This window comes from Mesorhizobium comanense, assembly GCF_005503535.1.
Taxonomy (GTDB): Bacteria; Pseudomonadota; Alphaproteobacteria; order Rhizobiales; family Rhizobiaceae; genus Mesorhizobium; species Mesorhizobium comanense.
The window spans coordinates 131,191-143,289 of record NZ_SCNN01000009.1 but is presented as its reverse complement, the minus strand read 5'-3'; the positions used below and the strand labels follow the sequence as shown (position 1 = coordinate 143,289).

Annotated in this window: 12 protein-coding genes; 4 read left to right on the top strand and 8 right to left on the bottom strand. The window is 64.3% G+C overall.

Translation table 11 applies throughout. The features are described 5' to 3' along the window. Positions 1-23: 23 nt before the first annotated feature. Both FFS37_RS17365 and FFS37_RS17360 read right to left on the bottom strand, forming a co-directional pair. Positions 24-452: a SufE family protein gene (locus FFS37_RS17365; protein ID WP_137932177.1), complete on the bottom strand. Its 429-nt coding sequence runs from the start codon at positions 450-452 to the stop codon at positions 24-26. A gap of 100 nt (positions 453-552) precedes the next feature. After that, a complete protein-coding gene (locus tag FFS37_RS17360) occupies positions 553-903 on the bottom strand; it encodes a DUF5330 domain-containing protein (protein WP_137932176.1) in 351 nt (116 codons plus the stop codon). 532 nt (positions 904-1,435) lie between these two features. Here FFS37_RS17360 and FFS37_RS17355 point away from each other — a divergent pair. The 3 genes from FFS37_RS17355 to FFS37_RS17345 all read left to right on the top strand — a co-directional run bounded on the left by FFS37_RS17355 (position 1,436) and on the right by FFS37_RS17345 (position 4,371). Further along, entirely contained in the window at positions 1,436-3,169 is a 1,734-nt protein-coding gene (locus FFS37_RS17355) for an ATP-binding protein (RefSeq protein ID WP_137932175.1), read from the top strand. Then, a complete protein-coding gene (locus FFS37_RS17350; RefSeq protein ID WP_137932174.1) occupies positions 3,144-3,959 on the top strand; it encodes a peptidoglycan-binding domain-containing protein in 816 nt (271 codons plus the stop codon). The genes FFS37_RS17355 and FFS37_RS17350 overlap by 26 nt, the downstream gene beginning before the upstream one ends. A 64-nt stretch (positions 3,960-4,023) precedes the next feature. Further along, positions 4,024-4,371, top strand: a complete 348-nt coding sequence (locus FFS37_RS17345; RefSeq protein ID WP_137932173.1) for a DUF1491 family protein — start codon at positions 4,024-4,026, stop codon at positions 4,369-4,371. On the opposite strand, the gene FFS37_RS17340 is transcribed toward FFS37_RS17345, so the two are convergent. After that, positions 4,349-5,383, bottom strand: coding sequence for a hypothetical protein (locus tag FFS37_RS17340; RefSeq protein WP_137932172.1), 1,035 nt, complete (start codon positions 5,381-5,383; stop codon positions 4,349-4,351). The genes FFS37_RS17345 and FFS37_RS17340 overlap by 23 nt on opposite strands. Before the next feature lie 209 nt (positions 5,384-5,592). Here FFS37_RS17340 and FFS37_RS17335 point away from each other — a divergent pair, with 209 nt between their 5' ends. Beyond that, positions 5,593-5,772, top strand: coding sequence for a hypothetical protein (locus tag FFS37_RS17335; RefSeq protein ID WP_137932171.1), 180 nt, complete (start codon positions 5,593-5,595; stop codon positions 5,770-5,772). Positions 5,773-5,798: 26 nt separating this feature from the next. Here FFS37_RS17335 and FFS37_RS17330 read toward each other — a convergent pair whose 3' ends face one another. The 5 genes from FFS37_RS17330 to FFS37_RS17310 form a co-directional block, all read right to left on the bottom strand. Continuing rightward, positions 5,799-6,368, bottom strand: coding sequence for a DUF1254 domain-containing protein (locus tag FFS37_RS17330; RefSeq protein ID WP_137932170.1), 570 nt, complete (start codon positions 6,366-6,368; stop codon positions 5,799-5,801). Next, entirely contained in the window at positions 6,361-6,945 is a 585-nt protein-coding gene (locus FFS37_RS17325; protein ID WP_137932169.1) for a DUF1214 domain-containing protein, read from the bottom strand. The genes FFS37_RS17330 and FFS37_RS17325 overlap by 8 nt, the downstream gene beginning before the upstream one ends. A gap of 147 nt (positions 6,946-7,092) precedes the next feature. Then, positions 7,093-9,246, bottom strand: a complete 2,154-nt coding sequence (locus FFS37_RS17320) for a transglycosylase domain-containing protein (RefSeq protein WP_137932168.1) — start codon at positions 9,244-9,246, stop codon at positions 7,093-7,095. A gap of 213 nt (positions 9,247-9,459) precedes the next feature. After that, positions 9,460-10,392: a dimethylarginine dimethylaminohydrolase family protein gene (locus FFS37_RS17315; protein ID WP_137932167.1), complete on the bottom strand. Its 933-nt coding sequence runs from the start codon at positions 10,390-10,392 to the stop codon at positions 9,460-9,462. A gap of 37 nt (positions 10,393-10,429) precedes the next feature. Next, entirely contained in the window at positions 10,430-12,025 is a 1,596-nt protein-coding gene (locus tag FFS37_RS17310) for a zinc-binding metallopeptidase family protein (RefSeq protein WP_171026309.1), read from the bottom strand. Positions 12,026-12,099 lie beyond the last annotated feature (74 nt).

The window sequence follows — 12,099 nt, the reverse complement described above, 5'->3', positions numbered from 1 at the left end:
CTCAGCCGAGCGGCCAGAGATGGTCACGCTGTTTGCGCGAGCGCCATCTCGGCATCGCGCTTGATGCGCTTGACCATGGAGCGCAGTCCGTTGGCGCGTTGGGGTGAAAGGTGCTCATCCAGGCCGAGTGCCTTCAGCGTTGCCTCAGCGTCGGTTTTCTGGATTTCGCTGGCGGTCCTTCCGGAAAATAGCGCCAGAATGATCGCAACCAGTCCGCGCACGATGTGGGCGTCCGAGTCGCCCCTGAAGGTAATGACCGGATCGCTGCCCATGCCCTGTTCGGTGGTCAGCCAGACCTGGCTGACGCAACCTGGCACCTTGTTGGCCGGGTTGCGCTCTTCATCGGGAAAAGGCGGCAGCGCTTCGCCGAGCTCGATGACGTAGCGATAGCGGTCCTCCCATTCATCCAGGAAGGAGAAGTCGTCGCGGATCGTCTGGATCGTGGTCGTCATCAGGCGGATATAGTGGCGCGGCGGCGCCGCGTCACGGAAAAAACAAGAACACCGCGGGCGTCGAGAGGGCAGACGGCCCGCGGTGTGCCGTCGGGACGGCTTAATTCCTTATCGGCAGGTTTACCGTTTCGGGCAGGACGATCTCTGCTGGCACACTGCCGGTGGTCGTCGAAGTATCGGGACCGGCGGATTTGTCATCCAGCATTGCTGCCGCGATCTTGGCTGTTTCCTTGGCGCGAGCCGTAATGGTGTGCATCGCCGACTTGCCGGTCTCACAGACATCGGGCTTGCGTTCGCAAATGCCGGCGAGGTCTCCCACCGCATCGCGCGCCGCGAAGAACGCCTGGATCGGCCCGACGCTGTCCTGGCCCGGCTCGTCGGAACCGACGCTCAGAGGCAGTGCCAGCAGCACCAGCGAAAACCAGAACGCCATTCTGATCAGGAAGAACATGCTCGCCTCTCGTCGTGACCGGATCATGCATCACATGGCATGACCTCTTTTATGGGCAGGATGTTGGCACACAGGCGCAAAGGACGGCTTGCGAGTTATACGAAAATTTTCCTCAAATTTTAGGCAAGTTCGAAACGAAGCGTTTTGCCGCGCATTTGTGTCATATCGGGACGATTTTCGTTACCTCTTGATAACCATATATCCTGCTGATTTCATTGTACCTTTCTCGAATCCGAGGAGTTCCGTTCCCGCCACTGGCCCGCCGCCGACGGGGGTTCCCGGATAACCCTCCGTTTACTATGGCGGCATTTGCCCGGGTTTTCGGTCGCCGCCGTCCCGATATTTGCCACGGGCCGGGCTTTGGTCTGCCCCTGCCTTATCCATTCCTTAAACGCTGGATGCGACTTTCAGAGCAACCAAGACAATCTGCAAAAGCAGAGCTGTTCACGACGAGTGCGAGTGCGTTGAGTTGATGCCTATCGAGGCCAGATACGCTGAATTGCCCGGCGCGATTGCCGCCGGTTGCGAACGTATGGTCCATCCCTCCATCGTCGAGCAAGGCGAGCGCGATCGCCAGCGCCGTTTCATCGGCGTCATGCTGACCGCTCCGCTCTTTGCCGCCGGTGCCGCCGTCACCCTGGTCACGTCAGGCATGGGGGCAGCGGTCACCATGGCCGCCATCTTCGCCGCCTTCGGGCTATGCTGGTTCATCGCCCTGCTGGCTGCCGCGACGGGCAAGATGGTCACCGCTGCGCCGATCGCGCTGACGCTGGCCGCTGCTGCCCTGGGCGGCCTTATCGCCGCCGCCGGCGGGTTGAGCTCGCCTGTGGCCATGCTCGTCGTGGCGCTGCCATTCGAAGCCTGGTGGATCGGCGCCTCGCGGCGCGCGGCACTGTGGGGGGCTGTTTCGGCCATTGTCGCCGTCGCTCTCCAGCCCCTGATCCCAGCCTTCCTGCCGATCGCGGGCGCGCAGATCGCCGCCTGGCACTGGCTGGTGCCGCTGGCCTGGGCACTGACGCTTATCCCGCGCATATCGGCGTTTCGCGACACCGACACGGCGGCCGATACGATGGATGCCGCCGATCGGCTGGAGGATGTAATCGACGCGGTGGTCTTGCGCATTGCCCGCCACGGCGAGGTCCTCGATGCGTCCGCCAAGGCACGCACGCTGTTGAAATTGCCGCCTGAACTGCTTTCGGGAACCGGCCTCTTCGATCGTGTCCACCTGTCCGACCGGGTCTCCTATCTCAGCGCCCTGGCGGATATGCGTGACGGCGCCGTGTCGCGCCATCTCGAACTGCGCATCAGGCTGCCCCAGAGCGGTAATGGTCTTGTGGCCGACAATTATCGCCCGTTCGCGCTCGAACTGGCGCGCGGGGAAAAGCAGAGCGACATCTTCACGCTTGTCCTGCGCGAAAACGACGAGACCGCCGGGCTGCGCGATGACCTTGCGCAAGCCAATGAGGCGGCCGCCGCCGCCGAAGTGGCCAAGGGACGGTTCCTGGCCGTGGTCAGCCACGAACTGCGCACGCCGTTGAACGCCATTATAGGCTTCTCCGACATGCTGCTGCACGAGATGTTCGGCGCCTTCAGGGATCCGCGGCAGAAGGAATATGTGGAACTGGTGCGGGATTCGGGCCAGCATCTGCTGGCCGTCGTCACCTCCATACTCGATGTCTCGAGGATCGAATCGGGCGCCTACACGGCCGAGCCCGAGCCGTTCCGCTTCATGGACGCCGTCGAGATGTGCCAGTCGATGATGCGCCTGCAGGCGCAGGCCAAGAACATCAACCTTGAGACGCAGATTGCGCCCGACGCCGGTGACATCAATGCCGATCGCCGCGCGGTGCAGCAGATACTCATCAACCTGGTCTCCAATGCCATCAAGTTCACGCCCGACGGCGGCGACGTGGTCGTCGGCGCCAAGCGGATCGGCTCGCGCCTGCACTTCTGGGTCCGCGATACCGGCATCGGCATCGCCGAGGAGGATTTCGCCAATCTCGGCAAGCCCTTCATGCAGATCCAGAACGACTATACGCGCCGTTTCGAGGGAACCGGCCTCGGTTTGTCGCTGGTGAAGGGGCTCGTCGCGCTGCACGAAGGCACCATGTCGATCGAAAGCATGCCGGGCGAGGGCACAACGGTGACCATCGGCCTCCCGGTCGGCGGGCCGAAGGGACGTCCCGCCAACCAGGCCGGAGTGCTGACGATGCCGGCGACGAGGGCGAAAGGGGACAGAAATGGCTCGCTCCGCAAAACAGCCTAAGGCGCCCGTCAAGCGTCGAAGCACCGTGCTCCAGGACGGCGCCGTCGCGGTCGGCGGCATGATCTCGCGCAACCCCGTGCTGGTGGGCGGGTCGACAGCGTTCCTCGTCACCCTGTTCTACGTCTCGGCGAATGCGCTGTGGTACCAGCCTTTCCCGCATACCGGGGCGTTCTTCGCCACCCGCCACTTCCAGGGCTTGCCGCAAGCTGCCGGCGAAGAGCCGGAGACGACGATCAACATCGTGCGGCCGAATGCGGCGCCTGCCCCCATCAAGGGCGATCCGGTGGTCGAGCAGGTGCAAGGTATCCTGAAGGACCTCGACTTCTACTCCGGCACGGTCGATGGCATTTCCGGCCCCAACACGCGCAAGGCCATACAGGCCTACCAGCAGAAGGTCGGCCTCAACGCTTCGGGCGAGATCGACGCGCTGCTGCTGGACCAGTTGGGCGCGACGCCCAAGACCGGTGCGGTGCCGAAACCGCAGCCGCGCCCCGATACGCCGGCCGCTGTTCCTGTGTCTTTGCAGACGGGTTCGGGGCAGGCGGGCTCAGGACAGGCAGTTTCGGGGCAGGCGAATGCCGCACCGGCCCAGGGCCCGGACCCCCGCATCGTCAAGATTCAGGCCGGGCTCAAGGCTTTCGGCAATGACGACATGCGGCTCGACGGTGTCGTCGGCGCCCGCACCAAGGCGGCGATAAAGGAATTCCAGTCGCTGTTCGGCCTGCCGCAGACCGGCGAGCCCGACGAAATCGTCTACGTCAAGATGCGAGAGATCGGCCTGACCAACTGACCGGGAAATGACGGCTCGCGGAGCAGCGGAAATATCGCTAGATAGCCGCGTTCGGAGCTGTCTCATGCGCGTCACATCGGATCTGTGGGTCTCTGCCCTGGTACGCAGGGTTTTCAGCGCCGGCGGATTTGCCGCCGTGGTCAACCGTGGCGCGACCGAGGCCGGTGCTGTTTTCGTGCTGGCGCGGGGCAGGCTGGGTGACGTCGCCCTCTACGGACCGGCGCCGCAGACAAGCTACGATTCAGCCAAGCCCGACGACCGTTTCTTCAGCCTGCTTGCCGCCGGCGACGATGCCGGCGTGCTGGATGCCAGGCTGGAGCGCGAGAAGAAATTCGACCCTGATATCTGGGTGGTGGAGATCGAGGCCGGGAATGTCCCCCTCGAGGAGCTTATTTCCGTAAAGACGCCTTGAGGTTCGGCGCTGCCGCCTCGTCGCTGTTCGAGGCCATGCGGCGGTCGCTGTTTGCCGGCGAGGTTTCCCGGATCGCCCTGGACACGGCCTCGGCTTTCCATTCCCGCACCCTGTCCAGAGCAACGTCGCGATGCAGCAGGCGGTAGCGGTCGAGATAGGCACGGATCGCCTGCGGGTGCGGGAACAGGCTGGGATAGACGGCAACCGTGATCAGGAAGGCGCGGTCTTCGCTGAAGTCGAGTGAGCGCAGGGCAGCGAGCAGCGGCGCATAGTTCTGGTTGGCGGTCAGCGATCGGGCCGTCGAGAAATCAATGTCGAGGGCGTCCGCGAGCGCTGTCTGGAAGAACGCGGCGTTTCCCGTCAGCGCCGTCTCGCGCAGCTTGACATAGCTATCGGAGCCGGGAAACGCGTCGACCTTTGCCGCCAGGGCCTCGTCGCCGGTGCGCATCATCGAGCGCAGCCTGCGCCGCGCATTCTCGGCGGCGGCGCCGGGCGTCTGCGGCGTTGCCGCGCTGTCCTTGGCCGGCTCGGCATCCACGACCGTGACGGCTTGTGCCGCCGGGGGTTGCGCCTGCGGATCGCGCACGCGCACCAGCGTCGGCTTTTCCAGCACCCTGATCAGGTCGGCGATGGTCGGGTTGAGGTCCTTGCGGCGCGCGATGGCGCGCGCATGCGGCAACCCGTGCCGGCCGATGAGCGCGATCAGATCGATGTCACTGACGGCGCGCGAGCGGATCAGCAGCGGCGCGGCGATGTCGACCGGTTCCTCACACAGGCGGCGCACCAGTGCCGCTGGGGCATACTCGCATTCCGACAGGGCGGCGGCCACATAGCGCCGGGATTCGACCGACACCTCGTCGAACAGAGGCAGCGTCAGGTCTTCGAGCTGGCCGATCTCGCGGCGTGACGGACGTGTCAGCGAGCAGAACGCCGAGACAGCGGCGCGGAACAGCCTTTCGGCTTTGCCCGATTCACTTCGTATCGCGATTTGCCTGAAGTCCGAAGATGACACGAAGGATACGCCCGATGACAGACACACGCTTGACCACGCTCGACCGGATCGCGCCGGCCCGGCGACCGCCTCGAGCAGAACACCCAGAGCCCGAGACAAAGATCAAGTTAGCGACGATCCGTTAGCGCTCCGTTAACCCTCTGCCGGCCTTAATGACATTTGGAGGCGTTGCGTTGTGCTCCGGGGAAACCGAGAGGAATGCGCGAACCATGGGCATGGTACTGTCTTTCGTGCCGCGTACGGCACCGACCAATCGAGTAAAGCAAACCGCCGAAATACCGGCGGCGGTGATCATCTTTCCCGGCATCCGCTATGAGCGGTCCGGTTCGGTGGAAGCGCGGCCCGCCGGGCCCGACAAGCCGCCGCGGACGCCGGTGCCGCATCACTAGCTGACCTTGATCCGTCGGGAATTGCTCTAGAAATCCTGCAACTCGCAGGAACTCTGGTCGAGGAAGCGTGACACGATAGGTTTCCAGCTGTCGTCCGGCACGAAGCTGCGGATGACGAAGATGCCCTCGTCGATCGGTGCTTCGACGAACACCGCTCCTTGCAGGTCTTCAGGCAAGTCCTTGCGCACATCGATCATCTGCGCCGGCGTCAGCACGACCGCATCCAGCTTGCCGCCGGTTGCCGTATGGTCGTTGAAGGAATAGACATTGTGGCCGTTGCGGTCATAGACCGACGCAGACCAGAAGGGGACATTTCCCGGCGCCTTGATCCGGACCATGCCCTCCTGAAGATCGAAGCGGCACGCGGTGGCATAAAACAACGGATCGACCGATTTCACCACCGGTGCGCCGCCGGCTTCGGCATCGAGCCGGTTCATCCGGTATAGATCCGAGGCCATGGAAAGGCGCGACCAGGCATCGCGTTCCGAAAACTCGGGCACCATAAGCAGCACCACGATATGCACGATGCCGGCTCCGACAAGGCCGAGCAGGACGGCATGGAAAAGCCTGCGAAGCCCTGCCAGGACGTTACGCATTGCAGGCCGCCTTCACGATCCTGGGCAGCGAAACATCCGAAAGGCCGGTGCTGCTGGCAATGGGCGTGTCGTAGAAGGTCAGGACGAAATACATCCGGCCCGAACCGTCGGTCAGCAGCCAGTTGCCTTGCATGGGATGATGGCCGACCGAAATGACAACCGAATTGTCGGGCTGGCGCAGCACCTCGTAGGACTGCAACGCGGCGAGCCGGGCCTTGCCGGTGTCGACGACACCAAGCGATTGATCCGCGGCGTAGAGCGTCCAGAATCGGGCGGTCGGAAATCCGCCCTCGATCCTGTAGGTGCATTCCCGTTTGAGCTGGTCGCCGGCGGAGTCATTCTCGGCGACGAAGGACAGGCCTTCGGCCCGGCCGAGCGCGAGCACGCCTTCGCGCGCCACACGCGCCTTGGAGTAGGGGTCGGCGGCCGGCGTGCCGATGTCGGGAAAGGCTGTCCACTGGCCGATCCTGATCGCGCCGACGCCGTCCTGGATCCTCAGCGCATACCAGACGCTGGCGCCGCCGCCGCCAATGGCTATGGCAAGCGAAAGCAGCATCAGGAAGGCATTCTTGAGCATGAAGGGCCGGGTGGATGAGGATTACCGCTCGGGGATATCGCGGCGCGGGGTCATGTGGCAAGCGGGGGTGATGGATTTGGGGGGTAAGCGCTGTGGTTCGGCGCTACTTTCCCTTCTTTGACGGGGGAGAAGGGAAACCTGCTGAAGTCACAGCGCGGAAAGTGTTTCGGGCGCGGCAGGCGTATTGAGCTTTGGCGCCGCCTGGAACGCCTGGGTCATGTCCCTCAGCGTCTGCGTGGTCCGGCTGGACAGCACCGGCGGACGTTGCGCGGCAGCGTCGGCCGCCGCCTGCTCGTCGCTCTTTTTCTGCGCTTCCGCGGCTTTGGCGGCGATCTGGTCGTCGACGAACGGCTTGTCGATGCCGGGGATCGGCTTCAGGTCAATGTTCTGGTGCGCATAGACCATCAGGCGCTGCCAGACCATCGCCGGCAGCGAACCGCCGGTCATGTTCTTGGTCGGGGTGAAATCGTCATTGCCAAGCCAAACGGCGGCCGTGTAGTTGCCGGTGAAGCCGACGAACCAGGCATCACGGTAGGATTGCGTCGTGCCGGTCTTGCCAGCGACGACGATGTTGGGGATCTGCGCCCGCCGCGCCGTGCCCATCACCGGCACCGCCGTCAGCATGGTGTTCATCGACTTCAGCGCCTGCTCGGAAAGAACGCGGTGCGGCGGCGTCGCATCCTTGTTCCAGTCATAGACCACGTCGCCGGTGCGGGTGACGAGCTGGGTGATGCCGTGGCGGGAGCCGACGAAGCCGTTCTGGGCAAAGACGCTGTATCCGGTCGCCTGGTCCATCACGGTCATGCCCGAGGTGCCGAGCACCATCGTCTTGTGCGCCTCGAGAGGGGACTCCACCCCAAACGCCACCGCCGTTGCCTTGATTGGGTCGATGCCGAGATAGTCCTTGGCCAGCCGCACCGGCACGGTGTTGATCGACTTGGCCATCGCCATCAAGAGCGTGATGTTGCCCGCCGACTCGCCGCCGTAATTGTGCGGCGACCAGTTGCCCCAGCTGATCGGGCCGCCCGAAATGATCGAGTTCGGCGTGAAACCATGCTCCATCGCCGTGGCGTAGACATATGGCTTGAACGACGAGCCGGTCTGGCGCAGCGCCTTGGTGGCGCGATTGAACTGGCTGGCGCCGTAGTCGCGGCCGCCAACGATCGCCCGCACCGCGCCGTTGGTCTCGATGACGACCACCGCACCTTCGGTGACGTTGTATTCCTTGCCGAACTGGCGAAGGTGGAATTCGACGGATTCTTCGGCGGCCTTCTGGATGTTGGCGTCGAAGGTGGTGTGGGCGACCAGCGAATGCTGCCCGGGCTTGGCGATCTTCTTGACCTCGTCGAATGCCCAGTCGAGGAAATAGTCAGGGCTTTTCTGCTCGCCGCGGTCGACGACGTCGGCGGGATGGAGCCGCGCCTGCAGCACCTGGCCTTCGGTCATGAAGCCGGAATCGACGAGGTTGGACAGCACCACGTTGGCGCGTGCGCGCGCCGCCGGCAGGTTGATGTGCGGCGCGTATTTGGTCGGCGCCTTGAACAGGCCGGCCAGCATCGCCGCTTCTGCCAGGTTCAGGTCCTTGACGCTCTTGCCGAAATAGAAATCGGCGGCCGCCTCGATGCCGAACGTGCCGCCGCCCATATAGGCGCGGTCGAGATAGAGCTGCAGGATTTCCTTCTTCGACAGATTGGCTTCGAGCCACAGCGACAGGAAGGCTTCCTTGATCTTGCGCTCGAATGTCCGCTCATTGGTCAGGAACAGGTTCTTGGCCAATTGCTGGGTGATGCTGGAACCGCCCTGGACCACCGAGTTTGCCCGCACGTTCTCGAAGATCGCGCGGGACAGGCCGAGCACATCGATGCCGTAATGGTCGAAGAAGCGCCGGTCCTCGGTGGCAAGCACCGCCTTGATGACATGGTCCGGCATTTCGTCGACCGGAACGGAATCGCGCTGGATGATGCCGCGCTGGCCGATCTCGTTGCCGTAGCGGTCGAGGAAGGTGACGGCGAAGTCGCCCTGGGCGCGCCAGTCGCCCGCCGTGTCCTGGAAGGCGGGTATGGCCAGCGCCAGCATCACAACCATGCCGCCGGCGCCCAGGGTAAAACCCTCGCTGAGAACTTCGATGATGCCACGCCGCCAGCCCTTGAGGCGGAAGCGCCTCGAGAAGATCGTCGCGGCTTCCCAGAATTGGCGCGCCTTGAAGCCAATCTCGTAGAGCGAGGAATCGATCCAGGCGTCCAGCGCCAGAAGGCGTGACGCGATCGGACCTCTTCTCTTGCGCGGTTCAGGGCTGACCATTCAAAAACCCGGCTCGGCTGTGGCGCGACCTGAAAACCGCAAGCGGGCAATTTCAGGGCGGCGCCCTGTCGCGACTATTCGTCCATTTCGCGCACGCCCACAAGGGCGGCGAGGACACAGCAGCAAGGTTTGTCCATGGAAAGCGGGCGAACCGGCAAGCGTTCACCCGCCGGAGGCTCGATCCGGCGGGTGAGGGGTTGCCGCTCCGTGCCTTCAGGCAGCTACGCGCTTCAGGGCCTGCGCCATGCAATGGATGCCGCCGCCGGTCTTGGAAATCTCGCTCATGTCGACGGCCGCGACCTCGAAACCGCGCGCCCTGAGCTTTTCGATCAGCGTCTTGGAGGAGGTCGGCGCGATCACCCTATCCTTGCCGAGCGACATGAAGTTGCAGCCGAGCGCCATCGTGTCCTGGAAGGGGACGTCGATGATCTCGTGGCCCTTGCCCTTCAGCCAGTCGACAATGCCGGGTTCGGTGCAGGCAAGGCAGACGGCGGTGAGCTTTTCGGCGATCGGCACCACCATCAGGTCGATATGGACGTAATACTCGTCGATGAAGGCCAGCCGCGTCTCCCAGCCCTCTTTCTCGAACCAGGACTGGACCTGGCGGGCGCCTTCCTCCTGCGTCCGGGCGCCGCCGCAGCCGATCAGCACCACGCCTTCCTCGATGACATTGAAGTCGCCGCCCTCGAAAGTGCCCGCTGTAACCATGTCGTAGATCGGGATGCCAAGCTTCTCATAGGTGCGGATGGCGGCGTAGTTCTCGCCGCGCCGCCACCAGTTGGCCATGGCGGTGATGAAGGCGCCGTAAGGCGTCATCACGCTGGAATCGCGGGAATAGACCTGCATCGGCAGTTCGGGCGTCGGCTCGTGCCAGTGGATGTTGACGCCGAAATGCTCGTAGGCCGCAACCAGGTCCTTGTGCTGGGCCTGCGCGATCTGGACGTTGCACGGCGCTTCGCGCAGGTGCTTTCGCGACAGCGAGCTGGTCGAGAGATGGCGCAGAAAGTTCGGCGAGCCGAGCAGCACATCGGTCAGGACATCGGTCTCGTTGGCGAAACCCCATGATGTCAGCGGTTTGGTGCCGCCGGCCGGATTGCGGCGCTGCAACGAGAAAGGCTCGGCGACGATGCGGTCATGAACGGTCATGCTGTTCTCCTCGTGGACGTGTTGTTCATCGATCGGTTCATTGGGTGCCGGCGGACGGGATCCACCAGTCGCGGCCGCGCGCGGTGGTGACATATTCGGGCCAGCGGAAGTTGATGGGAGGCTCGTAGTCGCAAAGCGGCGCAATCCAGTTCGAGCCGCCGATCCCGCCGCCGGTGCGGGTCACGAACTCATGCATCGCCGCATCCCGGGCGGTGTCGTCCTCGAGCAGGCGCAGCGCCGCCAACGCGACCGTCTTTGCCGCGCAGGTGACCATCGGATCGATCGTGGCCGCAATGCCGCCGAGCGCATTCATCGCCCAGGCCGGGTAGGGATGGCCATTGGCCGAGCGCAGGGCGGGGCGGGCAACGTAGAAACGGGCGGTGGGCGTGTGCCAGCTCATGTCCGTGTAGTCGTCGGAGGTCGAATTCACCTGCGAGGGCGGCAGGTCGCGGCGAAGAATGGCCTCTGCTTCCTCAGGCGCAATCAACCGCTCCATCTCGTCGATGAAGGGATTGTCCGTGGCGACACCGCCGGCATTGACCTGAACTTCTCGTGCAACCGCCCTGGCGGCCTCGTCCCAGCGTGGCGGCCCGACGGTCGACAGGGCCGCGTAGGCGATTTCCGCCATGGCATGATTGGGGAGGCCCGGCCGCGACTTCGACACCCAATGCCGCTCGTGGCGGCAGCCGCTGATCGCGGCGGCGGCCGCGGCATTGCGATCGAGAACTGAAGTAACCTGTTCGGCCATGCCGATTGTCGGCACGCGGATCATGTACTGGATTTCGGCGAGCCCGGCCGGCAGATTGTCGGCGGTGGCCTGGCCGGCGGTCAGGATCGCCTCGCTGATCGACCAGCCGCCCTGATGCGGCAGCATGGAATCGCGCAGCGCCTTGGAGGCGACGTACATCGTCATCAGCGCATCGTTGGCGCCCGGCGCGCGGACCGCCGAATGCGCCTGCGGGATCGGCGCGCCGTCACCCGCCGCGCGCGCCCAGTTCTGCGGCTCGTCGCAGACGAAGCGGTAGATCATCGAATAGGCGGCGCCGCAATGCGTGTCCCAGCGCGCCGTGTTGCACAGCGGCAGCATGTAGAAGGGGTGGAAGGAGATCATGCCGGCGAGGCCGTCATAGTAGCCCTTGGCGGCATGGATGGGCTTTGATCCGCGCACCTTTTCGGCCGGCTCGCCGGTGAAACGCAGCGTGCCTTGAATGCCGTGGCGCTGCATCGCGGCCTTGACGGCGAGCAGGCCGCCAAGGCTTGCCATGCCGAGGCCTGAATGGGGGTCGGTGTGGCCGCCGGCTTCCACGCCAAGGCCGGGCCGCGGCCGTTTCACCGTCGCCGCGTCCTGGCAATTGCCGGGCACCGCATCATACTCCGCATACATGCCGATGGTCGGTCCCGGACCGTTCGTCCAGTGGGCGCAGAATGCGGTCGGCATGCCTGCCGACCCTTCCTCGACGGAAAAGCCCTCATGCTTCAGCCGCGCCACATACCATGCCGACGACTGGTATTCGCGCCAGGCGGTCTCGCCGAAATCGAAGATCGTGCGGGTCCATTGCGACAGCGAGGGCTGGATGCCATCGAGGCAGGCAAGGGCGGTCGCTTGCGCGGAGGTCGTCACCGGTTTGTCCATGCTTCAAAGAAAGCAGTGAAGCGGCTCGCCAAAAAGTGATATGTTTTCCCGGTTCATGCAAATTCGGTTCACCT

Coding starts and splice junctions, on each gene's coding strand:
- FFS37_RS17335 (WP_137932171.1), top strand. CDS start 5,593: ATGGGCATGGTACTGTCTTTCGTGCCGCGTACGGCACCGACCAATCGA.
- FFS37_RS17350 (WP_137932174.1), top strand. CDS start 3,144: ATGGCTCGCTCCGCAAAACAGCCTAAGGCGCCCGTCAAGCGTCGAAGC.
- FFS37_RS17315 (WP_137932167.1), bottom strand. CDS start 10,392: ATGACCGTTCATGACCGCATCGTCGCCGAGCCTTTCTCGTTGCAGCGC.
- FFS37_RS17325 (WP_137932169.1), bottom strand. CDS start 6,945: ATGCTCAAGAATGCCTTCCTGATGCTGCTTTCGCTTGCCATAGCCATT.
- FFS37_RS17345 (WP_137932173.1), top strand. CDS start 4,024: ATGCGCGTCACATCGGATCTGTGGGTCTCTGCCCTGGTACGCAGGGTT.
- FFS37_RS17360 (WP_137932176.1), bottom strand. CDS start 903: ATGTTCTTCCTGATCAGAATGGCGTTCTGGTTTTCGCTGGTGCTGCTG.
- FFS37_RS17310 (WP_171026309.1), bottom strand. CDS start 12,025: ATGGACAAACCGGTGACGACCTCCGCGCAAGCGACCGCCCTTGCCTGC.
- FFS37_RS17320 (WP_137932168.1), bottom strand. CDS start 9,246: ATGGTCAGCCCTGAACCGCGCAAGAGAAGAGGTCCGATCGCGTCACGC.
- FFS37_RS17355 (WP_137932175.1), top strand. CDS start 1,436: ATGGTCCATCCCTCCATCGTCGAGCAAGGCGAGCGCGATCGCCAGCGC.
- FFS37_RS17330 (WP_137932170.1), bottom strand. CDS start 6,368: ATGCGTAACGTCCTGGCAGGGCTTCGCAGGCTTTTCCATGCCGTCCTG.
- FFS37_RS17365 (WP_137932177.1), bottom strand. CDS start 452: ATGACGACCACGATCCAGACGATCCGCGACGACTTCTCCTTCCTGGAT.